Consider the following 22,668-nt stretch of genomic DNA (forward strand, 5'->3'; position numbering starts at 1 on the left):
CACCCTTCGCCGTGTCTTCCGGGGAGCGCCCCGGGTCCCGCGAGGCGTCAGATTCCATAGCGCCGGTTGAAGAAGAGCATGACCTCCAGGGCCAAACGGATGTTCCCGGCGAGCATATCCACCAGAGCCGGTCGTTGCCGGGCGGAGATCGCGGCGAAAGCGTCGGCGAAGAACTCGCGGCGCCCGAGCGTTCCCGGCTGCCGGTGGAAGTCGCTCGCCAGATAGGGCAGGCACTGCCGGTACAGCTCCTGGAACGCCGGGCTGTCGGAGGTCCACTCCCCCTCGCCCCCGTCGATGTCGTCGAGCGCGTGCCCGACCTCGTGCATCATCACGTCCGGGGTGGGCGAGGGCCGGTCCCCCACCACGATCTTCCCGTCGCCGTAGGCGCCCGCGCAGATGTCCCAGGTCGCCCGGCCCGACGGCAGCGGGCGGTCGCGCAGGTGCCCCATGTGGTCCAGGTCGGGGACGCCGCCGGGCCCGACGTAGATGCCCGCCAGCCCGTCGGCGAGCTTGCGCTTGAGCCGGTCGGGCAGCGCCGCCAGGCTCTCCACCGCCCGGATCGTCTCGGGCGGCGGCGGGCCCTGCCGGACGTCCCACTGCCGGTGGATCACCTTCTCCAGCACGCCGCAGTGGCGGCGGCCGTCGGGGACCTGCGGAACGCCGGGCGGGTGCGGTTCGGCGCGCGCCGGGGCGTCGTCGCCGAGTTCGAAGTCATCCCAGGTCAGGCGGGGCGGGCGGGCGTCGCCGCCGGGGTCGGGGCGCCGCCGGGGGCCGTCCCGTCCGAGGTCGCGCACCGCGGGGCCGTCGGGGTCCAGCGCGAAGTCGTCGTCGCGGCCGGCCTTGCGGAACCGCCCGAACCGGTCCCGCGGCTGGTTGCTGCGCGGCCGGACCCGACGCGGTTCGGGGACCCGTTCGACGGGTGAACCGGTGGGCGAGGTGAACGCCGTGTCCTCACCGGCCGCACCGCCCCGCCGGGGTTTGCGGTGGATGCCCTTGAAGCGCATCAGGCTCCTCTGTCAGCGACCCCCGCTCCTCCGCAGGGCCCTCGGGGCAGAGTAAGCCGAGATCCGACACCGCGTCATCCCCGCCGGTCACACGCACTACCCTCGGGACATGGCGTATGCGCTGCTCGCCCTGATCCTCGTCGGAGTATGGCTGTTCTGCCTGTTCGACGTGCTCACGACCGACGAGGCGGACATCCGCCTCCTGCCGAAGTTCGGCTGGTTCCTGGCGGTGCTGCTGTTCAGCCTGCCGGCGGCGGTGCTGTGGCTGGTGCTCGGCCGTCCCCGCCGCCCGGAGCCCGCGACGCAGGAGGGGCCGCCGCCCGGGGCCCCGAAGGGCCCGGACGACGACCCCGACTTCCTGCGCGACCTGGACCGCCGGATCCACGGCGAGGACTAGCGGTCCGGAGGGTCAGACGTTCGCCACGGTCTCCACGACCGCCGCCGGCGCGGGGGCCGCGTACGAGTGCAGGCCCTGGAACATGTAGTTCACGCCGAAGAAGTTGAACAGCAGGCACCCGAACGCGACCAGCGACAGCACCGCGGCCCGGCGGCCCCGCCACCCGGCCGTGGCGCGGGCGTGCAGGTACGCGGCGTAGGCGATCCAGGTGATGAACGACCAGATCTCCTTGGGGTCCCAGCCCCAGTAGCGGCCCCACGCCTCGTCGGCCCAGATCGCGCCCATGACGATCGCGGCGGTCCAGATCGGGAACGCGAACATCGTCACCCGCAGCGCCATCCGGTCCAGGTTCCCGGCGGACGGCAGGTGCGCCCAGAAGCCGTCGCCCGCCGCGCCGCGCGCCTCGCGGGGGGCCTTGAGCAGGTACAGGATCGTCGCCACGCCCGCCACGGTGAACGCGCCGGTCGCGATGATCGCGGCGGAGACGTGGATGGCGATCCAGTAGGAGTTCAGCGCCGGGCGGACCGGGCCGACCTCCTGGTAGAGCCAGATGTTGGCGCCGCCGAGCGCCATCACCGCCGCGACCATGACGAACGCGCCGAGGAACCGGGCCTGGAAGCGCCACAGGCACACCAGGTAGGCGGTGACGGCGGCGAACGCGATGGCGGTGAGGAACTCGTACATGTTCGACCACGGCCAGTGGCTCGCCGCCAGCCCGCGCGTGATCAGGACGCCGAGGTGGGCGGCCCAGCCGAGGACGTTCAGCAGGACCGCGAAGCGGCCCCAGTCACGGCCCCCGGCCTGCTCGGCGGCGGCCGGGGCGGGGGCGCTCTCGTCCCCGCCGCCCTCGCCCCCGCCGACGGTGGCCAGGACCTTCTTCTCGGCCACCGCGTCGGCGGTCCGGCGCCTGCCGCCGAAGCCGAGGTCGGCCGCGTACGCCACCATCGCGATGATGTACAGCACGACGGTGGTCAACATGAGCTTGTCGCTCAGGTTCGCGAGGTCGGTGCTACTCAACCCTCGTCACTCCTTGGATTCGGTGTCCGGCGCGGTTTCCCCGGCACCGGATCCGTCCGGCCCGCGCTCCTCGCCGCCCCGCAGGGCGGCCACTATCTCGTCGAACTCCGGCGTCGGGTGCCCGAGGGTGAGGCCGCCGACCTCCACCACGGTACGCCCGTCGTCCCCGGCGACCGCCCGCACCCACACCCGGCGGCGGCGCACCATGAACGAGGCGACCACGCCCGCCACCGCCAGGATCGCCGCGATCAGCGCGGGCATCCGGCCGGGGTCGTGGTTGACCGACAGGGTCGTCCACTCCCGGACGCCGTCGAAGGTGATGCTGCCCGCGCCCTCGGGCAGCTTGAAGGTCTGGCCGGGATTGAGCAGCTGGCGGCCGTCCTTGACCATCTTCAGGCTCTTGCCGAGGCCCTCCAGCTTGTAGACCGACTGCGGGGTGCCCGAGTCCAGGCCGACGTCGCCCTTGAACGAGGCGATCGACACCACCGGCCGGAGCGGGGCGGGCCAGCCGGACTCGATCTGGTCGCCGTTCTTGGCGGGCACGGCGGTCGGCCACAGGACCGCGTAGAACGCCAGCTGCTCGGGCTCGGCGTCCGGGGCCTTGATCACGCCCTCGGAGGTGTAGTTGACCTGCTCCATCGGCAGGAACGGCACGGCGTCCTGGAACGCGATGTTCCCCTTGGCGTCGCGGACGGTGAAGACCGGCGCGTAGCCGTGGTTGAGCAGGTAGACCTTCGCGCCGCCGACGGAGAGCGGGTGGTTGACCTTCAGGTGGTAGGTCTTCTCCGGCCCGTCCGGGGTCTCCCGGAACCGCATCCGGGCGTCGTAGTCGGTGGCCTGCCCCTTGTTGGGACCCTCCGTGGTCTCGTAGGTCGCCTTGAAGTCGTCCAGGGCCAGCGAGAACGGCGCGAGCCCGTCGGTGTCGAACCACCGTCCCGGCTTGAACTGGTCGTAGTGGCTGAGCGAGTTCGCGAACGTCTTGCCCTCGGTGACCAGGATGTCGCCCCGGTAGCCGAACAGGTTGCCGACGCCGAGCGCGAACAGCAGCGCCAGCAGCGCCAGGTGGAAGAGCAGGTTGCCGGTCTCGCCGAGGTAGCCCTTCTCGGCGGCGACCGACCCGTCGCCGGCGTCGACGCGGAACCGCCGCTTGCGCAGCAGCGCGCGGGCCTCCGCCAGGGCCTCCTCGGGGGAGGCGTCGGTCTCGTGGCGGGCGTGCTGCGGGAGCCGCCCGAGGTTGCGGGGGGCCGCCGGGGGCCGCGCCCGCATGGCCCGGTAGTGCTTGACCGCGCGCGGCAGCACGCAGCCCGCCAGCGACACGAACAGCAGGATGTAGATCGCCGCGAACCACGGGGCGGCGAACACGTCGAACAGCGAGAGCTTGTCCAGCCAGGGGGCCAGCGTCTTGTGCTTCTCGAAGTACTCGGCGACCTTCTCGGGGGCCTGGCCGCGCTGCGGCAGGATCGACCCCGGCACCGAGCCCAGCGCCACCAGGAACAGCAGGATCAGCGCGGTCCGCATCGTGGTGAGCTGCCGCCAGCCCCACCGCAGCCAGCCGACCAGGCCGATCCCCCTGGGCCGGGGCGTCTCCGCGGCGGCCTGCCGTCCGGCGGGCGCGGCGGTGGCGGCCTCGTCGCCGGTCTCCTCCGCGGCCGTGCGCGCGGCCGTCTCCACGTTCTCGGGCGTCTTCGCCATGCTCAAATCACCGTCTCGAAGCCGCTGATCCACGACCTCATCTGGAGCGAAAGCTCGTTCCACAGTCCGGTCACCAGCAGGAGGCCCAGCAGCACGAGCATCCCGCCGCCGATCCGCGTCACGAGCACGTAGTGGCGCCGGACCACGCCGAACGCGCCCAGCATCCGCCGGTAGGCCACCGCCGCCAGCAGGAACGGCACGCCCAGCCCCAGACAGTACGCCAGCGACAGCAGCATCCCGCGCCCGGCGCTGGCCTCGGTCAGCGACAGCCCCTGCACCGCGGCCAGCGTGGGGCCGATGCACGGGGTCCAGCCGAGCGCGAACAGCATGCCCAGCAGCGGCGCGCCCGCCATCCCGGCGGCGGGCGTCCGGCCCGACTTCACGGTCCGCTGGAGTCCCGGGACCAGCCCCATGAACACCAGCCCGAACACGATGGTCAGCACGCCCATCACGCGCGTGATCGGGTCCTGGTGCTCCACCAGCAGCCGGCCGAGCCCGCCGAAGACCGCCCCGTAGGAGACGAACACCAGCGTGAACCCGGCCACGAACAGCGCGACCCCGGCCAGCAGGCGTCCCCGGCGTTCCTCGGCCAGGTCCGCGCCGCTCATCCCGGTCACGTACGACAGGTAGCCCGGCACCAGCGGGAGCACGCACGGCGAGGCGAACGACACCAGCCCGGCCAGCGCCGCCAGCGGAGCCGCCGCCAGCAACGACCCGCCGGTGACGGTCTCCTGCACCCCCGTCGCGAACACCACTACTTCTCCGCCAGGACCTTCGCGACGAGCGGGTTCAGCTTGGAGTAGGTGGTCGCGCCGAGGATGCGCACGGCGATACGGCCCTGCTTGTCCAGCACGAGGGTGCTGGGGATGGCGTTCGGGGGCACCTCCCGGAAGCCCAGCCCGATCCTGCCGTCGGCGTCGTGGAAGCTGGGGTAGGTGACCTTGAACTTGCGCTCGAAGGCCTTGGCGTTCTCGGCGGAGTCCTTGAAGTTGACCCCGAGGAACTCCACGCCCCTGCCCTTGTTCTCGGTGTAGACCTGCTCCAGCGAGGGGGCCTCGCCGCGGCACGGCGCGCACCAGGACGCCCAGAAGTTGACGACGACGACCTTGCCCCGCAGGTCGGCGAGGCTCACCTGCTTGCCGTCCAGGGTCGCGCCGGACGCCACCGGGGCGGGCTTGCGCTCGGCGGCGGCGATCTGGGTGGTGCTCCCGTCCCCGGCGACGAAGCGGGTGCCGCCGGCGGCGTCGCCGGACGCGCCGTTCCCGGCGCAGCCCGACAGCACGCCGACCAGCGCGGCGACCCCGACGGAAGCCCGTGCGAAGGAGATGCGGGGGTTCAACGGACCCTCCTACTACAAGACGTAGTACTCAATGTAGTGGGCGGGTCAGGCGCCCGCGACACCGGTCCCCTTGCCCATCCCCGAGCAGGGGTCGGCGTAGGCGACCTCGACCAGCCGGTTGTCCTCGAACGTCAGGGTGGTGATGCTGGCCAGCCCGCACTCGCGGCGGCCCGGGTGGTGCCACAGCCGCTTCTTCTCGGCGAAGCACCGCAGCGTCCAGATCGGCAGCTGGTGGCTGACGCACACCGCCTCGTGCCCGCGCGCGGCCTCGCGCGCCCGGATCACGGCCGACTTCATCCGCTCCGCGATCTCCCGGTAGGGCTCGCCCCACGACGGCCGGAACGGGTTGTACAGGTGCCGCCAGTGCTCGGGGCGGCGCAGCGACCCCGCGCCCACCCCGAAGGTGAGGCCCTCGAAGTGGTTGCCGGCCTCGATCAGACGGTCGTCCACCGTCACCGGCAGCTCGAACGCGGCGGCCAGCGGCGCGGCCGTCTCCAGCGCCCGCTGCATCGGCGAGGAGAACAGCGCGGTCACGTCCCGCTCGGCGAACCACTCGGCGGCGGCCTTGGCCATCCGCGCCCCGTCCTCACTGAGGCGGTAGCCGGGCAGCCGTCCGTAGAGAACGCCCTGGGGATTGTGCACCTCACCGTGCCGCAGCAGGTGAACGATCGTCGTGTCACTCATGGCGTCGCCAGGGTACCCGCGCCCACCTGTGCACCGATCCCCGCCTTCGGGCGTCCTGACCTTGTTCGATCACCCGCTTCCGGCGGACCGGACATCCCCCGTCCCCTCCCGAAAACCCCCCACGCACAAGATCGCCTCTCGCGCCGCCCCTCGGCGCCGCCCGACGGCAAGGGTGGCTTCCGGGTCGTGCGCAGCGAGCAGGGCGTCGTGGGCTTCAGCGGCGGCGAGCGGGCCGCTGAAGCGGGGCGGCCATCCGGCCGCCAACGGTGTGATCCTCACGTACTCCCGCTGATCAGGGCGTCCCGTTGGCGCGGGTCCAGTCGTGGCGTTCCAGGAAGTCGCGCTCGTCGGTGGCGTACTCCCGGAACGCCCGCTGGATCTCGGCCAGGTCCGCCACGCGGGTGCGGTAGATCACGCCCTCGCCGCTGTCCTTGTACTCCAGCTCGTAGCCGCCCTCCTCGGGCGACACCTGCACGAAGTGGCGGCCGAACACCACCAGCGCGACGAACGGGTTGCCGGGGCCGAGCCGGGCCAGCGCGTCGTGGACCAGCGGCAGGTCCGGGTCGACGACGATCATCCCGTCGCCGGTGTGCAGCTGCATGCCCTGGTAGGCGCTGCGCGGGCCGAGGTTGTGCACGAGTCCGCGGTCGGGGTCGTAGGTCACCAGCCCGTGCGCGCGGGCCAGCGCGTACACCTCGGTGGAGATCTCGTCGACCTGCTCGGGCGTCATGCGCACCCGCGCGTACCGCGACCCCGCCGACTCGACCCGCACCTCGGGCCGCAACGCCCCGAACTCCCTGACGAACTCGCCCACCGCCGGATGCGGTTCGAGCGCGTCGGGCTCGCGCGCGGCGGCCTCCTCCCGGGTGACCGCACCGGGTTCATGCCAGACCAGCAGCTCGAACGTCATGTCCCCATGATCCCCGATCAGTAGCGGGTGGCGGACACGTGGGCGGTGACGCGCTGCACGATCCGGTCCCGGTCGGCCTTCGCCATCGGCGTCCCGGCCACCGACTGGAGGAACCAGTGGGTGAGCGCGGCGGTGCAGACGGCCTCCCTGGCCTTCGGCATCGCACAGTTGATCACGTTGGGCATGCCGTCGGAGCCCATCAGCGCCATCGTCACCGCCACGTAGGGCGAGCGCAGCTCGGGGGACGCGGCGCCGCCGAACCGGCCCCCGAGCATCGCCCGCAGCCCCGGGACGCCGGTGGGCACCCCCCGCCGCCCGGTCAGGTCCGACGTGCAGCCCGGGACCTTGGCGGCCTCCGGCGACTCGGGGAAGTAGGTGCAGGCCATCGAGGCGATGTTGCCGACGGAGAACTGCAACGGCCGGCTGACGCTCCCGGTGCGCGCGTCCCCGACCTCCACCGCGCCGCCGGTGACGCCCGTCGACTTCGAGCACCCCCGCTCCGCCGGGCCGATCAGGTGCCGGCCGTCCACCCGGTACACGGCCGCGCCCTCCGGCAGCCGCACCTGCTCGGGCAGCCGGACCGGCGCGGGCCGGTCCTTCGGCGTCAGGTCCCGGCCCATCACGTCCGTGACCTTGCAGTTCTGGACGGAGACCAGCGCCGCCACCGGCGTCGTCCGGACCGGCCGGGGCGGCGCGGTCTCGGCGGTGACCTGCCGGACGGCGACGGCCCCGCCCGCGACGAGCACCGCCGCGCCCGCGCCGACCGCGACCTTGCCGGTCACCGTGGCCAGGAGCCCCTTGCCCGCGACCGCCGCCTGCCCGCCCGCCGCGGTACCGGCGACCCCGGCGGTGGCGCCGGTCCCGGCGGGGGCGAGGGTCCAGGCCGCCAGCGGGAACAGCGCCGCCAGCCCGGCGGCCGACACCGCCAGGGCCCGCACGCCCCGCTCCTCCCAGCCGGGGCCGTAGGCGCCGGCGGCGACGCGTTCGAGCTCGGCGACGAAGTCGGCCGCGCTCGCCGGGCGCCCGCCGGGGTCCTTGGCCATGCCGTGCGCGACCAGCGGCCGGAGCGCCTCGGGAACGTCCTCGACCGGCGCCGGCCGGGCCAGGTGGGCGGCGCGGAGCTGGTCGCGCGTTCCGGCGTAGGGGCGGCGCCCCGTGACGCACTCCACGAACACGCAGGTCGCGGCGTACACGTCGGTCGCCGGGGTCGCCGTGTGCCGGGCCCACTGCTCCGGGGCCATGTAGTACGGCGTCCCGGCCCCGCCCGCCTCCCGGCCCGCCGGGGCCGCGATGCCGAAGTCGACCAGCTTGCTGCGCCCGTCGGCCGGGACGACCACGTTGGCGGGCTTGTAGTCCCGGTGGACGACCCCGAGCGCGTGCGCGGCGGCCAGACCCAGCAGCGATCCCTTGAGGACGCTCAGCGCCGCCTCCGGGGCGAGGCTCCCCCGCCGCTCCAGCACGGTCCTCAGCGAGACGCCGTCCACCGCCTCCATGATGATCGCCGCGCCCTGCCCGCTCTCGACGAGCCGGTACAGCCGCGCCACGTGCGGGCTGTCGGCGCGGGCGAGCATCCGCGCCTCGTGCTTCAGGCGCTCCCGCGCCTCCGCGTCCGCGCCCGCCGCCACGTACTTGATCGCCACCGGGGCGCCCGACTCGTCATGCCGGGCCAGCACCACCCGTCCCTGCGCCCCCTCGCCGAGGGTCCGCACCTCGGTGTATCCGGCGACCCGCCACCGCGTCACGACCGTCCTCCTCCACCACGACGGGACGAATCTAACGAACAACGAACACCGCCCGGATCGGGGTGATCGCGGACCGAGCCCCGGCGGGGCCGGGTGCGTACCACCGTGGGGAGGTCCCAGTGGAAGCAGGATTTCGGTTTGATGACCGGTACCGGCTGGAGCGGCGGATCGGGTCCGCGCGGGTGTGGTGCGGATGGGACGAGCTGCTGGACCGGCGGGTCGTGGTCCGGTTCGTCGGCGACGCGCGGCCGTCGCCGGCGCTGCGGCGGCACGTCCAGGTGCGGGCGCGGTCCGTCGCCCGCCTCTCGCACCCGGGAGTGGCGCGGATCTACGACTACGGCGAGGTGATGCCGCCCGGCGGCGGTGTCCGGCCCTACGTCGTCTCCGAGATGGTCGCCGGGGAGTCGCTGGAGGAGCGGCTCGGCCGCGCGGGGCTCGGCGCGGCCGAGGCCGTCGCGGTGTGCGAGAGGGTCGCCGAGGCGCTGGCCGCCGCGCACGCCGAGGGCATCGCGCACGGCGGGCTGACGGCGGACGACGTCCGGCTGGTCGACGGGGGCGTGAAGCTGCTCGGGTTCGAACGCGAGGTGGCGGGGGCCTCGGTGGCCGAGGACCTGGCGGCCCTGCGGACGATCATGGGCCGCTGCTCGGCCGGGGGCGCGGAGGTCCTGGACGGGCTGCGCGAGCGGTGCCGGTCGAACGCGGTGTCCAGCGCGGAGGTCGCCGACGCGCTGGCGGAGGCGCGCGAGCGCGCCGAGCGGGCCGAGCGCGCCGAACGCGCGGCGTGGGCGGAACGGGACGTCCCGGCGCCCGCGCCGGTGCCGCCGCGGCGGCGGTCCAGCCGGCGGTCGCGGCTGGTCACGCTCGTGGCGGCCGCGGCGCTGGTCGCGGTCGCGGCGGTGCCGCTGGCGACGGTCACCGAGACGCTGCGCGTGTCGGCCCCGATGGACGGCGCGGCGGTGCCGCCCGAGGTCTACCGGCGGTCCTCCCCGACACCGTCCGAGGCCCCCACGGCGGAGACCCCGGCTGAGACGCCGGCGGAGACGCCCTCGGAGGACCCCACGCCGGAGGAGCCGGAGGACAGCGCGGACGCCCCGCGCGACGACATCACCGCCGAGGCCCTGGAACGGACGCTGCGCTCCATCAACATCGGCCTGGAGCGCGGCGAGATCCGGCCCCATGTCGGCAACCTGCTGGCCACCCGCGCCGGCCTGCTGCTCAACCAGGTCTCCGCCGGCCAGGACCAGGACGTCGGGCGGCAGGTCGCGGTCCTGCGGGCGATCATCGCGCAGCGGACGCCGCACGACATCACGCCCGAACGCGCGCTCCGGCTGTCCGGGCCCTTGCGGGAGATCTCCACGGTCCGGCTCACCACCGCGCGGACCCCCGGCTGACCTGCGACGGCAACGAGGCGAAGAATTTTCCGAAGAAAGTCCGGCCGCGATGTCGATCGGGGCGCGGGGCGTTCGACGCAGGGGTGACGGCGGCCCGAGGGCGGGCCGCCCGGACCGAAGGAGAGCCCCATGGCCGAGTTCGCCACCGTCGCCGAGTACGTCGCCTCCCTGCCCGCCGGGCAGCAGGAGATCGCCGGACGGCTGCTGCCGGTCGTCGAGGAGGCGTTCGGCGCGGGCGCGATGTTCCACGGGCACCCGGTGTGGAAGGTCGGCGGGAACCCGGTCGTGCTGGTGAAGGCGTACGGCCGGTACGTGACGTTCGGGTTCTGGAAGGGGCAGCGGATCGGGGACGCGTCCGGGCGGCTGGAGGCGGGCGCGCGCGAGATGGCGTCGGTGAAACTGCACTCGCCCGCCGACGTGGACGCCGAGCTGTTCCGGGGCTGGCTGGAGCGGGCCGCGGCCCTCGAAGGCTGAACGCGACCGCCCTCCGATCCACGGGTGGGTCTACAGGGTGGCGGCCACCGCGCGCAGCGCCGCCAGCGCCGCCCGGATCGCCGGGCGGCGGGCCGCCTCGGCGCGCCAGATCGCGTAGACGCGGCGGGTCAGCGCCGGTTCGAGGGGGACGATCGCCACGTTCGGCGGAACGTCGCACCGCCCCAGCCGGGGCAGGATCGCGTTGCCGAGACCGGCGGAGACCAGCGCGAGCTGGGTCGGGATCTCGTAGGCCATGTGGTCGATGCGCGGCTCGGCGTCGATCCCGCGCAGGGTGTGGCGCAGCCAGTTGCAGCAGATCGTGTCGGCCGCGGAGCTGATCCACGGGTCGCCCGCCAGCTCCTTGAGCTCGATCCTCTCGCGGTCGGCCAGGCAGTGGCCGGGCGGCAGCGCGACGTCGGCGACGTCGTCGAGGATGGGGCCCTTCTGCAACCCCTCTGCGAGGGGGAGGAGCTCGTTGTCCCAGTCCTGCACGACGGCCATGTCCAGGTCGCCGCGCGCGACCAGGGGCATGCTCTGCAGCGGGTCCACCTCGTGGGTCAGCACCCGCAGGCCGGGGTGGTCGGTGGCGAGCGAGGTCAGCGCGGCGGGCAGCAGCCCCCGGGCGGCGGTGGGGAACGCGGCGAGGGTGAGCTGCCCGACGACCGCGCCCCGGTGGGCCTCCAGGTCGGCCTGGGCCTGCTCGACCAGGGAGAGGATGCGGTCGGCGTGCTCGACGAGGAGCTGGGCGGCGTCGGTGAGGCGCACCCCGCGGCCGTTGCGCTCCAGGAGCTTCTGACCGGTCTCCCGCTCCAGCTTGGCGAGCTGCTGGGAGACCGCGGAGGTGGTGACGTGCAGGACGTCGGCGGCGGCGGAGACCGAGCCGTAGGTGGCCACCGAGTGCAGGGCGCGCAGCCGTTCCAGGTCGAGCATGAAGCGATACTAAAGCGAATTGTCAAGGAGATCTAGCTTGTCCTAAACCGTAGGGCTCGCGACGATCGGGGTCATGCATCCCCGACACGTCCTGCTGGCGGCCTGCGTCGCCGCGCTGTGGGGCTTCAACTTCGTCCCGATCAAGGTGGGCCTGGCGGACTTCCCGCCGCTGCTGTTCGCCGCCCTGCGCTTCACCGCCGCGGCGCTGCCCGCCGTGTTCTTCGTGCGGCGGCCCCCGGTGGCGGCGCGCTGGCTGTGGCTGGTCGGGCTCCCCCTCGGCGTCGGCCAGTTCGGACTGCTGTTCCTGGGGATGCGCCTCGGGATGCCCGCCGGGCTGTCGTCGGTGGTGGTCCAGACGTCGGCGCTGTTCACCGCCCTGTTCGCGGCCGTGCTGCTGCGCGAGCGGCTCACCGGCCCGCTGCTCGCCGGGATGGCCGTGGCGTTCACCGGCGTCGGCATGCTGGGCGCCGCGCAGGCGGGCGGAGGGGGCGGCACCGTCCTGGCGTTCGCCCTGTGCGTCGTCTCCGCCGTCATGTGGGGCCTGGCCAACATCGCCATGCGGCGCATGAGCCAGACCGCCACCGGACCCGTCGACAGCTTCGGGTTCATGGTCTGGATGTCGCTGGTCCCGCCGGTCCCGCTGTTCGCCCTGTCGCTGGTCTTCGAGGGGCCCGGGGCGATCGCGGACACGCGCGTCACCTGGGGCGGGCTCGCGTCGCTGGCCTACATCGCCTACGTGTCCACGCTGGTCGGGTTCGGGGTGTGGGGCTGGCTGATGAAGCGCTACGCGGCCGGGACCGTCGCCATGTACTCGCTGCTGGTGCCGCCGTTCGGGCTGCTGTCGGCGGTGCTGGTGCTGGGCGAGCGCGTCGACGCGTTCCGGATGCTGGCCGCCGCGCTGATCGTCAGCGGCGTCGCGATCGCCAGCGTCCGCCTCCGCCGGGTCCCCGCGCCCGCCCCCGTTCCCGAGCCCGCCCCCACGAGGTGATCCCCATGCACGGCATCCACGTCGCCCTGGTGACGCCCTTCACGTCCGGTGGCGGGATCGACGCCAAGTCCCTCGACCGCCTCGCCCGGCACTGCCTGGACCACGGCGCGTCCGGCCTGGTCGCGCTCGGCACCACCGGCGAGGGCCCGCTGCTCACCGCCGCCGAGCGCCGCACGGTGCTGGACGTCTGCCGCGCCGTCGCGATCGAGTACGGCGTCCCGCTCACGGTCGGCGCGGGCACGATGGGCACCGCCGACACGATCGCCCAGGCCCGCGAACGCGCCCTGTACGCCGACGCGCTGCTCACCGTGGTCCCCTACTACCTGCGGCCCACCGACGACGCGGTGGTGGACCACTTCGCGGCGGTCGGCGCGGCGGTGGACGTCCCGCTGCTGGTCTACGACGTCCCGTACCGGACCGGGAAGCACCTGCCGGCCGAGACGCTGCTGCGGCTGCTGGACCTGGACGCGGTCACCGGCGTCAAGCACTGCCCCGGCGGGATCGGCCGCGACACGCTGGCGCTGCTGGCCTCCGGAACGTCCAAGGCCGTCCTGTGCGGCGACGACCCGTACGTGTACCCGATGCTGCGGCTGGGAGCGGCGGGCGCGATCGCCGCGTCGGCGTGCCTGGCCCCGGCGGCGTTCGCCGCGCTCGGCACCACCTGCGGCCCGTCGCTCCACCACGCGCTGGTGCCGCTGACGGAGGCGCTGTTCGCCGAGCCCTCCCCGGCCGTGCTGAAGGCGTGCCTGGCGGCCCGGGGCCTGATCGACGACCCCGGCGTGCGCGCGCCGATGGCCCCGCCCCGCCAGGAGAACGTCCGGCGGGCGCTGGGCGCGCTGCGGGCGCTGGACGAGCGCTGAGACGGCTTGCCGCCCCACGGGGCGGCGCGGGCCGCCCCAGCGGCCGTCTCAGCGCCTTCCCGGCGCCGTCTCAGCGCTGGGCCTCGGCGGCGGCGCGGGCCGCGTGCGGGAGGACGTCGAGGATGCGGTTGATCGCCGTGTCGTCGTGCGCCGCCGACAGGAACCACACCTCGTAGGCCGACGGCGGCAGGTACACGCCCCGCTCCAGCGCCGCGTGGAAGAACGCCGCGTACGCCTTGACGTCCTGCTTCTGCGCCGCGGCGAAGTCGCGGACCTCCTCGCCCGCGAAGAACACCGAGAACAGGTTCCCGGCGACCTGGAGGCGGTGCGCGACGCCCTCCTTCAGCAGCGCCTCCGACGCCGCGCGCGACACGACCTCGGCGGCGTCGTCGATGGCGGCGTACACGTCGTCGGTGGCGTTGCGCAGGGTCGCCAGGCCCGCCGCCGTCGCCAGGGGGTTCCCCGACAGGGTGCCCGCCTGGTACACCGGCCCGGCCGGGGCGAGGTGCCCCATGACGTCGGCGCGCCCGCCGAACGCCGCCGCCGGCAGCCCGCCGCCCATGACCTTCCCGAAGGTCATCAGGTCGCCCGCCACGCCCTCGGCCCCGTACCAGCCCGACCGCGTGGCGCGGAACCCCGTCAGCACCTCGTCGATGACCAGCAGCGCGCCGTTCTGCCCGCACAGGCGCTTGAGCAGGGCGTTGAAGTCCGGCAGCGGCGGGACCACGCCCATGTTGCACGGCACCGCCTCGGTGATCACACAGGCGATCTCGTGGCCGTGCTCGGCGAACGCCTGCTCGACGGCCGCCACGTCGTTGTAGGGCAGCACGATCGTGTCGGCGGTGGTCGCGCCGGTCACGCCCGGGGTGTCGGGCAGCGCCAGCGTCGCCACGCCGGACCCGGCGGCGGCCAGCAGCGCGTCCACGTGCCCGTGGTAGCAGCCCGCGAACTTCACGACCCGGCTGCGGCCGGTGAAGCCGCGCGCCAGCCGGATCGCCGACATGGTCGCCTCGGTGCCCGAGTTGACCAGCCGCACCTGCTCGACCGGCGTGCGGTCGACGATCTCCTCGGCCAGCTCCACCTCGCCGGGGGTGGGCGCGCCGTAGGAGGTGCCGCGCGCCGCGGCCCGCTGGACCGCCTCCACCACGGCCGGGTGCGCGTGCCCGAGGATCATCGGGCCCCACGAGCAGACCAGGTCGACGTACTCGTTCCCGTCGGCGTCGGTGAGGTACGGGCCACGGGCCGAGGTGAGGAAACGCGGGGTCCCGCCCACCGCCAGGAAGGCCCGGACCGGCGAGTTCACCCCACCCGGAACCACCCGATTCGCCCGATCGAACAACTGCTGGGAGACTTCGTAGTCGGTCACCGCACCAGTCTGTCAGTTGCAGTTCGGTGACTGCCCTTGACCTCGCCTGCTACGAGCCGATATTCCACCAAAGTGGTGTGTGCGACCCATCGGTGACCGGGCTCTCGGATGGGCGTGGATCGCTGGCAGCGCAACGAGCGGGACAATAGACGGCACAGCGGACATCACAACAGCAGAACTCAGCGGGCAGCGGGCGTCACGGCAGTGGCAGGAGCACACGACCGGGTGTGCGACGCCCCCGGCACCGGCCGTATCGGGAGGGATGGCACGCAGGTGGTCAACGGCTGGACGGTCCCGGGCTTCACGCACTCCCAGGAGCTCGGCGGCGGCACCGCGGGCCGGGTGGTGCTGGCCGTGGACGACGTCACCCAGACCCAGGTCGCGATCAAGTACCTGGACGCGCGGCTGGACGGGGACGAGGCGTTCATGTCGCGCTTCCGGCTCGTCGCGCGGCGGCTGTCGCAACTGGAGGACCCCAACGTCGTCGACTTCTTCGACTTCGTGGAGTCCCCCAACGGCACCGCGATCGTGATGGAACGCGCCGAGGGCGTCACGCTGCGCCGCGTGCTGGCCGCCAAGGGCCCCACCGGGCCGCTGGCGGCGCTGTCGGCGCTCGGCGGGGTGCTGCTGGGCCTGGCCGCCGCCCACGAGCGCGACATCGTGCACGGCGCGGTCCGGCCCGCCAACATCATGATCGACCCGACCGGCGACGAGCACGGCGGCGGACTGCCCGCCGGCAACACCCGGCTCACCGACTTCGCGCTGGCCCCCGCCGGCGCCGAGGCCGCCAACGGGCCCGCCTACGCCGCGCCGGAGCTGTGGGACGGCGGGGCCGCGACGGTCGCCTCCGACCTGTACGCCGCCACGGCCGTGTTCTTCGAGTGCCTGACGGGACGGCCGCCGTTCACCGGCCGGTCCCAGTCGGCGCTGGCCAAGGCGCACCGCGAGGCCCCGATCCCGGTCGACGGGGTCCCCGGCCCGCTGCACGACCTGATCAACCAGGGTCTGGCCAAGGACCCCGAGAAGCGCCCGGCCTCGGCCGCCGACTTCCTCGGCATGGTCGAGGACGCCGCCGTCGAGGCCTACGGGCCCGCCTGGGAGGCGCAGGGCCGGGGCCGCCTGGTCGAGCTGGCCCGCGAGGCCGCCAAGGCGCCCGAGCCCAAGCCGTCCCGCTCCTCGGGCCGCACCGCCGTCCGCCCCGCCTCCGCGCCCGCCCGGGGCGGGCGCCGGGGCCGCGTCCTGGTCGCGGCCGCCGCCGTGCTGCTGGTCGGCGGCGGCGTCGCCGGGGCCGCGACGCTGCTGAACGGGGACAGGAAGGGCGACGGCGTCGCCACCCGCCCCGCCACCAGCGGCGTCCCGGAGCCGGTGCGCACGCCGGCCGTCCCGCCGGAGGCGACGGCGCTGGCCCAGCAGATCGAGCAGGCGACCGCCGGGACCCCGAGCGTGTCGTTCGCGCTGAACGGCTCGGGCCTCGGCGGCCCGCTCAGGGCCAACGGCATGCTGGCGTCGGCCGCCGGGGCGCCCGGCTCGTACTCGATGTCGCTGGCGGGCGCGCGCGAGACCAGGAAGTCCGCGCGGACCGTCCTGGTGCAGGACACCCTGTACCTGAAGATGGGCAAGCGGTGGCGGCAGGTGCCGGTCGCGGGCCAGCAGCGCGGTTACGCCGCGCTGGCGTCGCAGGTCCGGGCGGCCACGGCCCCGGCGCACGTGCTCACCCTGCTGAAGTCGGCCACCACGTTCGGCAAGGGCAAGATCGTCTACCACGGGACGGCCCCGGTCGGCGCGGTGCCCGCGCTGGGCGACCTCGCCCGCCAGACGGGGGCCCAGCAGGTGGAGTTCGTGATCAGATTGGACCGTGCGAACCGCCCCTCGGCCGTGAAGCTCACCATGGGGGCCAAGCCCCGCACCCGGACGCTGTTCACGAACTACTCGGGCTGGAGCAGGAAGACGGTCGCGGCGCCGCGCGGCTGAGAGGGCCGCGCGGCCTCGGGGGGCCGCCAGGGGCCTAGAGGGTCTCGCAGCTGTCCGCGAGGACCTCCAGGAGGCGCAGGGGGTCGGGCAGGGGGCTTCCGTCCGGCGGGAGCACCCAGACGACCTCGCGTCCGTACGGGAGCACCGAGGGCGGCGCCACCACGTAGCTGTCGCGGCAGTGCCACCGCATGCCGGGGGTCTCCGTGACGGTCTCCGGGGAGCAGTCCAGATGGCAGGACCACCACTCGTCCTCGTCCACCGGCGCTCCCCGGGTGGCGACGAAGAACAGGTGGCGTTCGTCGCCGATCGCGGCGACCGGGCCCACCGGGAGGCCCTCGGCGCGGATGCGGTCCAGGGCGGCGGCCCCGGCCGCGGCGGGGACGTCGAAGACGTCGAACACGCGGCCCGTCGGCAGGATGATGTTGGCCTGGGGGCGTTTGGCCCACATGCCGTCCAGCACGTCGGTGTCGACGCTGGCCTGGATCGCCCAGGCCGCCGAGACCGGATGGGCGGCCGGGTCGGGACAGCCGATCCGGTCGCACGAACACGCCCGGTCGGTGCCGGCCCTCGCGCCGGGAGTGGTGGGCCAGCCGAGCGCCGCGTACGCGTGGACGGCCGTGACCATGCGATCGCGTACCGCGCGTTCGCGGCCCTGCCGCTTCCTGTTCCCCGAGACCGTCAGCATCAGCGCCCCCCTTGGCCCAAGGTGGAAACCGGTCCCGTCACGTGCGCGCCTGCCCCGGGCGAGGAGACCGTGGACGGGCCGGTGGAAAACAGTTCCTTGATAGACGATGATGCCGCCGCGAACCCGCGATGGACACGGCACCCCCCGGAAACGGTCCCAAATGACTAGGGGGAACCGTCCTCCGGAAATAGATCACCGTCACCCGCCGGACAGCCTCACCGGGAGGACAGGCGGCGGGCGACCTCCGTCGCCCAGTAGGTGAGGATCAGGTTCGCGCCCGCGCGGCGGATCGCGACCAGGGACTCGTCGATGGTGCGCTCGCGGTCGATCCAGCCCTTCTCGGCCGCCGCCTCGATCATCGCGTACTCGCCGCTGACCTGGTAGGCCGCGACCGGGACGTCCACCGCGTCGCGGACGCGCCGCACGATGTCCAGGTAGGCCCCGGCGGGCTTGACCATGACCATGTCGGCGCCCTCGTCGAGGTCGGCGAGGACCTCGCGCAGCGACTCGTCGGCGTTGGCCGGGTCCTGCTGGTGGGTGGCGCGGTCGCCGAACGTGGGGGCGCACTCGGCGGCGTCGCGGAACGGCCCGTAGTACGCCGAGGCGTACTTGGCGGAGTAGGCCAGGATCGGCAGGTCGGTGAAGCCCGCGCCGTCCAGCGCCGCGCGGATCGCCGCGACCTGGCCGTCCATCATGCCGCTGGGCGCGACGACGTGCGTTCCGGCCTCGGCCTGGGCGACCGCCAGCGAGGCGTAGCGCTCCAGCGTCGCGTCGTTGTCGATCTCGCCGTCCGCGGTCACGATGCCGCAGTGGCCGTGGTCGGTGAACTCGTCCAGGCACAGGTCGGTCATGATCACGGTCGAGTCGCCGAGCTCGGCGGTCAGCTCGCGCAGGGCCCGCTGGACGATGCCGTCGGGGTCGTCGCCGGCGGAGCCGACGGCGTCCTTGACGGCCGGGACGCCGAACAGGATCAGGCCGCCCACGCCCGCCTCGACGGCCTCGTGCGCGGTCTTGCGCAGGCTGTCGAGGGTGTGCTGGTGGACGCCGGGCATGGAGGCGACCGGCTGCGGCTCGGCGAGCCCCTCCTTGACGAACAGCGGCAGGATCAGGTCGGCCGGGGCCAGCCGGGTCTCGGCGACCAGCCGCCGCAGGGCGGGGGTACGGCGCAGCCGCCGCGGACGTGCCACGGGGAACTGGGCGGACATGGGAGTCTCCTCGGTGCTGCCGGTACGGGTGCTACTTGCGGCGGCGGGCGCCCCGGCGCATCTGGCTGGGCTTGCGCAGCGGATCTCCGGCCTCGATCTGCGCGGCCCGCCGCTTCGCACCGTACTCGGCCAGCGCCTCCGCCAGTGCCGAAACCGACGGCTTCTCGGCCATCACGTCGACACGCAGTCCATACTCCTCGGCCGTCTTGGCGGTCTGCGGCCCGATGACCGCGATGACCGTCACGTTGTGCGGCTTGCCCGCGATGCCGATGAGGTTCTTCACGGTCGACGACGAGGTGAACAGCACCGCGTCGAACCCGCCGCCCTTGATCGCCTCGCGGATCGGGGCGGGCGGCGGCGCGGCCCGCACGGTCCGGTAGGCGGTGACGTCCTCGCACTCCCAGCCCAGGTCGGTGAGGCGGGCGATGAGGGTGTCGGTGGCGATGTCGGCGCGCGGCAGCAGCACCCGGTTGATCGGGTCCAAATCCTCGTCGTAGGGCGGCCACACCTCGGCCAGGCCCTCGCTGGACTGCTGCCCGGCCGGGACCAGGTCGGGCTGCACGCCGAACTCGACCAGCGCGCGGGCGGTCTGCTCGCCGACGGCGGCGACCTTCAGCCCGGCGAACGCGCGGGCGTCCAGCCCGTAGTCGGTGAACTTCTCGCGGATGGCGCGCACGGCGTTGGTGGAGGTGAACACGACCCACTCGTAGCGGCCGGTCACCAGGCCCTTGACGGCGCGTTCCATCTGCTGCGGGGTGCGCGGCGGCTCCACCGAGATGGTGGGGACCTCGTCGGGGACGGCCCCGTAGGCGCGCAGCTGCTCCGACAGGTCGGCGGCCTGCTCCTTGGTGCGCGGCACCAGGACCCGCCAGCCGAACAGCGGCTTGGTCTCGAACCAGGCGAGCCGGTCGCGCCAGTCCACCACGCCGCCCACGATGATCAGGGCGGGGGCCTCCATGCCCTTGGTGTCGGCGGCCAGCCGCTTGAGGTCGGAGACGACGGTCTCCTGCTCGGTGGTGGTGCCGAGGCTCGTCATGGCGGCCGGGGTGGAGTCGGGGCGGCCGACGGCGATCAGGCTCTTGGCGACCTCGGCGACGGCGTGCTCGGCGCCGGTGATGACCAGGGTCGCGTCGGGGCCGGCGAACCGCTCCCACTCCACGCCGCCCGCGGCGGCGTCGATGACCCGCACCTCGCGGTGCCGGTCGTCGGTCAGCGGGATGCCCGCGTAGCCGGGCACCGCGGTGATCGACGACAGGCCCGGCACGACCTCGAACGGCAGCCCGGACCCCGCGATCTCCGCGCCCTCGGTGGGCAGCGCGCCCAGCGTCCCGGGGTCGCCGGGGACGAGCCGGACCACGCGGCGGCCCGCCCGGGCCTCCCGGACCGCGAGCGCGGCGGGGTCGCCGGTCTCGGCGACGTCGACGATCTCGGCGCCGTCGCGGACATGGGCGAGGATCTCGGCGGCCACGGCGGCGCGGTCCACGATGACCAGGTCGGCGCGGTCCAGCACGGCGGCGGCGCGCAGCGTCAGCAGGCCGGGGTCGCCGGGGCCGGTCCCGACCAGCGAGACCACTCCGGTCTCCGCCTCGGTCGGCACGGGCGACACCGTGGGGGCGGCACCGGCGGACTTCCCGGACGTCCTGCCGGACCTGCCGGTAGACCGGGCCGCCCTGGCGGCGGGCCGCCCGGCGGCCCGGTCGGTGCCCTGGGCCGCGTTCTGGCTAGCGGGGCTCAATGTCGCGCTCCCCCATCAACTGGTCGGCCCCCTCGGCGAGCATCCGCCGCGCGAGGTCGCGCCCGATCTGCTCGGCCTGGTCCGGGTGGCCGCTTGCGGACAGCCGGATCTCGCGGCTCCCGTCGTGCGCCACGACGGAGGCGGTGAGATGCAGCTTCTGTTCTACTTCGGCAGCGTATGCTCCCACGGGCGCGGAGCAACCCGCCTCCAGCACCGCCAGGACGGTCCGTTCGGCGGTGACCGCCGCGCGGGTCGCCCGGTCGTCCACCGCGCCGAGCAGCGCGATCAGGTCCGTCCGGTCGGAGCGGCACTCCAGCGCCAGCGAGCCCTGGCCCGGGGCGGGCAGCATCCGGTCGGGCCCGAAGACCTCGGCGACCGCGTCCAGCCGGCCGATACGTTTCAACCCCGCGTACGCCAGCACCACCGCGTCGAGTTCGCCGTCGGCGACCTTGCGCAGCCGGGTGTCGGCGTTGCCGCGGATCGGCACGATCTCCAGGTCCGGGCGCATCGCCCGCAGCTGCGCGACCCGGCGCGGCGAACCGGTCCCGACGCGGGCGCCGGTCGGCAGGTCGGCCAGCTTGGCCGGGCCGCACAGGGCGTCGCTGGGATCGTCGCGCGGCGGCGTGGCGGCCAGCGTGATCCCCTCGCCGGGGCTGGTGGGCAGGTCCTTCAGCGAGTGCACGGCGAAGTCCACCTCACCGGACAGCAGCCGGTCCCGCAGGGCGTTGACGAAGACCCCCGTGCCCCCGATCTGCGCGAGCAGTGCCTTGGAGACATCACCTTCGGTGGTTACCCCGGCCAGCTCCACCGCATACCCCGTACGCTGCGACAATGCGTCGGCGACCAGTTGCGACTGGGTCGTCGCCATCAGGCTCTTGCGGGTGCCGAGCCGCAGCGGGCGGGCGGGGTCGGGTACGCGGCTGGGTGTGGTCATGGGTTGCTGTGTCCTTCGGCGGATGGTGAGCTGGCGCCGGGCAGGTCCGCGCGGGTGACGGCCTCGGGCGCCTTCGGGTCGAGGTCGAACAGTTCGCGCAGCGCGTCGGCGTAGGCGTCGCCGCCGGGCGCGGCGGCCAGTTCCTTGACCCGGACGGTCGGGGCGTGCAGGAGCTTGTCCACCACCCGCCGGACGGTCTGGGTGATCTCCCTGCGGGCGCGGTCGTCGAGTTCGGGCAGGCGGCCGGTGAGCCGGGCCAGTTCGGCCTCCACCACCTCGGCGGCCTTGGAGCGCAGCGCCACCACGGTCGGCGCGACGGCCGCGGCGCGGGCCGCGCCCAGGAACGCGGTGACCTCCTCGGCGACGATCGCCTGCACGGCGCGTTCGGCCTCGGGGCCGATCGCGTGCGCGGCCTCCTGCGCGGTGCGCAGGTCGTCCAGGTTCGCCAGCCGCACGCCGGGCAGCTCGCGGACGCCGGGGTCGATGTCGTGCGGCAGCGCCAGGTCCAGCAGGAACCGGCGCCGGTCCCCGGCGGCGCCGGCCGCCGCGACCTGCTCGGCGGTCAGCACCAGGCCGGTCGCGCCGGTGCACGAGATCACAAGGTCGGCCTCGGCGAGCGCGGCGTCCAGCTCGTCGAGCCGGATCGCGCGGGCCGGGACCGCCAGGGAGGCGGCCAGGCGTTCGGCGCGGTCGAAGGTGCGGTTGGCGACGACGACCTCGCGGGCCCCGGCGCGGCTCAGCGTCGCGGCGGCCAGGCCGCTCATCGACCCCGCGCCGACGACGAGGGCGCGCACGTCCGCCACCGGCCCGAGGTACCCGGCGGCGATGTCCAGGCCGACGCTGACCAGCGACAGCCCGGCCTTGTCGATGCCGGTCTCGGCGTGCGCGCGCTTGCCGACGCGCAGCGCCTGCTGGAGCACCTCGTGCAGCTCGCGGCCGAGGGTGTGCTCGTCCTGGCCGAGCCGGAACGCGGTGCGGATCTGCCCGAGGATCTGCCCCTCGCCGACGACCATCGACTCCAGCCCGCACGCCACCGCGAACGCGTGCTGGACCGCGCGCTCCTCGTAGTGGACGTACAGGTGCCGGGACAGGTCGTCCAGCGGGACGCCCGAGTGCAGCGCCAGCAGCTCGGTGATCGCGGTGACGCCGCCGTGGAACTTGTCGACGACCGCGTAGACCTCGACGCGGTTGCAGGTCGACAGGATCGTGGCCTCGGCGACGTTCGGGGCGTCGTGCACCGCGTGCAGGAGCTTGCGCAGGTCGTCGCCGGACGCCGAGACCCGCTCCAGCAGGGGCACCGGGGCGCTGCGGTGGCTGAGGCCCACCACCAGGATGCTCATCGCG

Annotated in this window: 21 protein-coding genes; 6 read left to right on the forward strand and 15 right to left on the reverse strand. The window is 74.2% G+C overall.

Annotated elements, in window-relative coordinates:
* Positions 1-47 precede the first annotated feature (47 nt).
* Positions 48-1,004, reverse strand: a complete 957-nt coding sequence (locus tag HNR61_RS27985) for a hypothetical protein (protein ID WP_182846178.1) — start codon at positions 1,002-1,004, stop codon at positions 48-50.
* Between the two features lie 109 nt (positions 1,005-1,113).
* On the opposite strand from HNR61_RS27985, the gene HNR61_RS27990 reads away from it, so the two are divergent.
* A complete protein-coding gene (locus tag HNR61_RS27990; RefSeq protein ID WP_182846179.1) occupies positions 1,114-1,401 on the forward strand; it encodes a PLDc N-terminal domain-containing protein in 288 nt (95 codons plus the stop codon).
* Positions 1,402-1,413: 12 nt separating this feature from the next.
* On the opposite strand, the gene ccsB is transcribed toward HNR61_RS27990, so the two are convergent.
* From ccsB to HNR61_RS49425, 7 genes are all read right to left on the reverse strand, one after another.
* Positions 1,414-2,418 carry a c-type cytochrome biogenesis protein CcsB gene (gene ccsB, locus HNR61_RS27995; protein ID WP_246443874.1) on the reverse strand — a complete coding sequence of 335 codons (1,005 nt, stop codon included), beginning with the start codon at positions 2,416-2,418 and terminating at the stop codon, positions 1,414-1,416.
* Between the two features lie 6 nt (positions 2,419-2,424).
* A complete protein-coding gene (gene resB / locus HNR61_RS28000; protein WP_182846180.1) occupies positions 2,425-4,110 on the reverse strand; it encodes a cytochrome c biogenesis protein ResB in 1,686 nt (561 codons plus the stop codon).
* Positions 4,111-4,112: 2 nt separating this feature from the next.
* Positions 4,113-4,862 carry a cytochrome c biogenesis CcdA family protein gene (locus HNR61_RS28005; protein WP_312898130.1) on the reverse strand — a complete coding sequence of 250 codons (750 nt, stop codon included), beginning with the start codon at positions 4,860-4,862 and terminating at the stop codon, positions 4,113-4,115.
* 2 nt (positions 4,863-4,864) lie between these two features.
* Positions 4,865-5,449, reverse strand: coding sequence for a TlpA family protein disulfide reductase (locus HNR61_RS28010; RefSeq protein WP_182846182.1), 585 nt, complete (start codon positions 5,447-5,449; stop codon positions 4,865-4,867).
* Positions 5,450-5,494: 45 nt separating this feature from the next.
* A complete protein-coding gene (locus HNR61_RS28015) occupies positions 5,495-6,133 on the reverse strand; it encodes a histidine phosphatase family protein (protein WP_182846183.1) in 639 nt (212 codons plus the stop codon).
* A 292-nt stretch (positions 6,134-6,425) separates the two neighbouring features.
* Positions 6,426-7,043 (reverse strand): hypothetical protein, encoded by a 618-nt coding sequence (locus HNR61_RS28020; protein WP_182846184.1) that lies wholly within the window; start codon positions 7,041-7,043, stop codon positions 6,426-6,428.
* 17 nt (positions 7,044-7,060) lie between these two features.
* Positions 7,061-8,785, reverse strand: coding sequence for a serine/threonine-protein kinase (locus HNR61_RS49425; protein WP_312898131.1), 1,725 nt, complete (start codon positions 8,783-8,785; stop codon positions 7,061-7,063).
* 119 nt (positions 8,786-8,904) lie between these two features.
* Here HNR61_RS49425 and HNR61_RS28030 point away from each other — a divergent pair, with 119 nt between their 5' ends.
* Both HNR61_RS28030 and HNR61_RS28035 read left to right on the forward strand, forming a co-directional pair.
* Positions 8,905-10,176 (forward strand): protein kinase family protein, encoded by a 1,272-nt coding sequence (locus HNR61_RS28030; protein WP_182846185.1) that lies wholly within the window; start codon positions 8,905-8,907, stop codon positions 10,174-10,176.
* A 129-nt stretch (positions 10,177-10,305) separates the two neighbouring features.
* Positions 10,306-10,650, forward strand: a complete 345-nt coding sequence (locus HNR61_RS28035) for a DUF1801 domain-containing protein (RefSeq protein ID WP_182846186.1) — start codon at positions 10,306-10,308, stop codon at positions 10,648-10,650.
* Positions 10,651-10,680: 30 nt separating this feature from the next.
* Here the strand turns inward: HNR61_RS28035 and HNR61_RS28040 are convergent, their stop codons facing one another.
* On the reverse strand, positions 10,681-11,580 hold the full coding sequence (locus tag HNR61_RS28040; RefSeq protein ID WP_182846187.1) for a LysR family transcriptional regulator: 900 nt from the start codon (positions 11,578-11,580) through the stop codon (positions 10,681-10,683).
* Between the two features lie 73 nt (positions 11,581-11,653).
* On the opposite strand from HNR61_RS28040, the gene HNR61_RS28045 reads away from it, so the two are divergent.
* Both HNR61_RS28045 and HNR61_RS28050 read left to right on the forward strand, forming a co-directional pair.
* Positions 11,654-12,568, forward strand: coding sequence for an EamA family transporter (locus HNR61_RS28045; RefSeq protein ID WP_182846188.1), 915 nt, complete (start codon positions 11,654-11,656; stop codon positions 12,566-12,568).
* Between the two features lie 5 nt (positions 12,569-12,573).
* The gene (locus HNR61_RS28050) at positions 12,574-13,428 is read left to right on the forward strand and encodes a dihydrodipicolinate synthase family protein (protein ID WP_182846189.1); all 855 of its coding nucleotides are present in this window, start codon (positions 12,574-12,576) and stop codon (positions 13,426-13,428) included.
* A gap of 70 nt (positions 13,429-13,498) precedes the next feature.
* On the opposite strand, the gene hemL is transcribed toward HNR61_RS28050, so the two are convergent.
* Positions 13,499-14,794 (reverse strand): glutamate-1-semialdehyde 2,1-aminomutase, encoded by a 1,296-nt coding sequence (gene hemL / locus HNR61_RS28055; RefSeq protein WP_182846190.1) that lies wholly within the window; start codon positions 14,792-14,794, stop codon positions 13,499-13,501.
* 204 nt (positions 14,795-14,998) lie between these two features.
* Here hemL and HNR61_RS28060 point away from each other — a divergent pair, with 204 nt between their 5' ends.
* The gene (locus HNR61_RS28060) at positions 14,999-16,765 is read left to right on the forward strand and encodes a serine/threonine-protein kinase (RefSeq protein WP_182846191.1); all 1,767 of its coding nucleotides are present in this window, start codon (positions 14,999-15,001) and stop codon (positions 16,763-16,765) included.
* Positions 16,766-16,799: 34 nt separating this feature from the next.
* Here the strand turns inward: HNR61_RS28060 and HNR61_RS28065 are convergent, their stop codons facing one another.
* The 5 genes from HNR61_RS28065 to HNR61_RS28085 all read right to left on the reverse strand — a co-directional run bounded on the left by HNR61_RS28065 (position 16,800) and on the right by HNR61_RS28085 (position 22,664).
* A complete protein-coding gene (locus HNR61_RS28065) occupies positions 16,800-17,450 on the reverse strand; it encodes a bifunctional DNA primase/polymerase (protein ID WP_182846192.1) in 651 nt (216 codons plus the stop codon).
* A gap of 215 nt (positions 17,451-17,665) precedes the next feature.
* The gene (gene hemB / locus HNR61_RS28070) at positions 17,666-18,655 is read right to left on the reverse strand and encodes a porphobilinogen synthase (protein WP_067815149.1); all 990 of its coding nucleotides are present in this window, start codon (positions 18,653-18,655) and stop codon (positions 17,666-17,668) included.
* A 31-nt stretch (positions 18,656-18,686) separates the two neighbouring features.
* Entirely contained in the window at positions 18,687-20,252 is a 1,566-nt protein-coding gene (locus HNR61_RS28075; RefSeq protein ID WP_312898132.1) for a bifunctional uroporphyrinogen-III C-methyltransferase/uroporphyrinogen-III synthase, read from the reverse strand.
* A gap of 124 nt (positions 20,253-20,376) precedes the next feature.
* Entirely contained in the window at positions 20,377-21,324 is a 948-nt protein-coding gene (gene hemC, locus HNR61_RS28080; protein ID WP_182846193.1) for a hydroxymethylbilane synthase, read from the reverse strand.
* On the reverse strand, positions 21,321-22,664 hold the full coding sequence (locus HNR61_RS28085) for a glutamyl-tRNA reductase (protein WP_182846194.1): 1,344 nt from the start codon (positions 22,662-22,664) through the stop codon (positions 21,321-21,323). Before HNR61_RS28085 ends, hemC begins: the two co-directional genes overlap by 4 nt.
* Positions 22,665-22,668 lie beyond the last annotated feature (4 nt).

This window comes from Actinomadura kijaniata, assembly GCF_014138665.1.
GTDB lineage: Bacteria > Actinomycetota > Actinomycetes > Streptosporangiales > Streptosporangiaceae > Spirillospora > Spirillospora kijaniata.

Excerpts from the sequence above, each read along its gene's own strand:
- HNR61_RS27985 (WP_182846178.1), bottom strand. The coding sequence starts at position 1,004 with ATGCGCTTCAAGGGCATCCACCGCAAACCCCGGCGGGGCGGTGCGGCC.
- HNR61_RS27990 (WP_182846179.1), top strand. The coding sequence starts at position 1,114 with ATGGCGTATGCGCTGCTCGCCCTGATCCTCGTCGGAGTATGGCTGTTC.
- resB (WP_182846180.1), bottom strand. The coding sequence starts at position 4,110 with ATGGCGAAGACGCCCGAGAACGTGGAGACGGCCGCGCGCACGGCCGCG.
- HNR61_RS28015 (WP_182846183.1), bottom strand. The coding sequence starts at position 6,133 with ATGAGTGACACGACGATCGTTCACCTGCTGCGGCACGGTGAGGTGCAC.
- HNR61_RS28020 (WP_182846184.1), bottom strand. The coding sequence starts at position 7,043 with ATGACGTTCGAGCTGCTGGTCTGGCATGAACCCGGTGCGGTCACCCGG.
- HNR61_RS28035 (WP_182846186.1), top strand. The coding sequence starts at position 10,306 with ATGGCCGAGTTCGCCACCGTCGCCGAGTACGTCGCCTCCCTGCCCGCC.
- HNR61_RS28040 (WP_182846187.1), bottom strand. The coding sequence starts at position 11,580 with ATGCTCGACCTGGAACGGCTGCGCGCCCTGCACTCGGTGGCCACCTAC.
- HNR61_RS28045 (WP_182846188.1), top strand. The coding sequence starts at position 11,654 with ATGCATCCCCGACACGTCCTGCTGGCGGCCTGCGTCGCCGCGCTGTGG.
- HNR61_RS28050 (WP_182846189.1), top strand. The coding sequence starts at position 12,574 with ATGCACGGCATCCACGTCGCCCTGGTGACGCCCTTCACGTCCGGTGGC.
- HNR61_RS28065 (WP_182846192.1), bottom strand. The coding sequence starts at position 17,450 with ATGCTGACGGTCTCGGGGAACAGGAAGCGGCAGGGCCGCGAACGCGCG.
- hemB (WP_067815149.1), bottom strand. The coding sequence starts at position 18,655 with ATGTCCGCCCAGTTCCCCGTGGCACGTCCGCGGCGGCTGCGCCGTACC.
- hemC (WP_182846193.1), bottom strand. The coding sequence starts at position 21,324 with ATGACCACACCCAGCCGCGTACCCGACCCCGCCCGCCCGCTGCGGCTC.
- HNR61_RS28085 (WP_182846194.1), bottom strand. The coding sequence starts at position 22,664 with ATGAGCATCCTGGTGGTGGGCCTCAGCCACCGCAGCGCCCCGGTGCCC.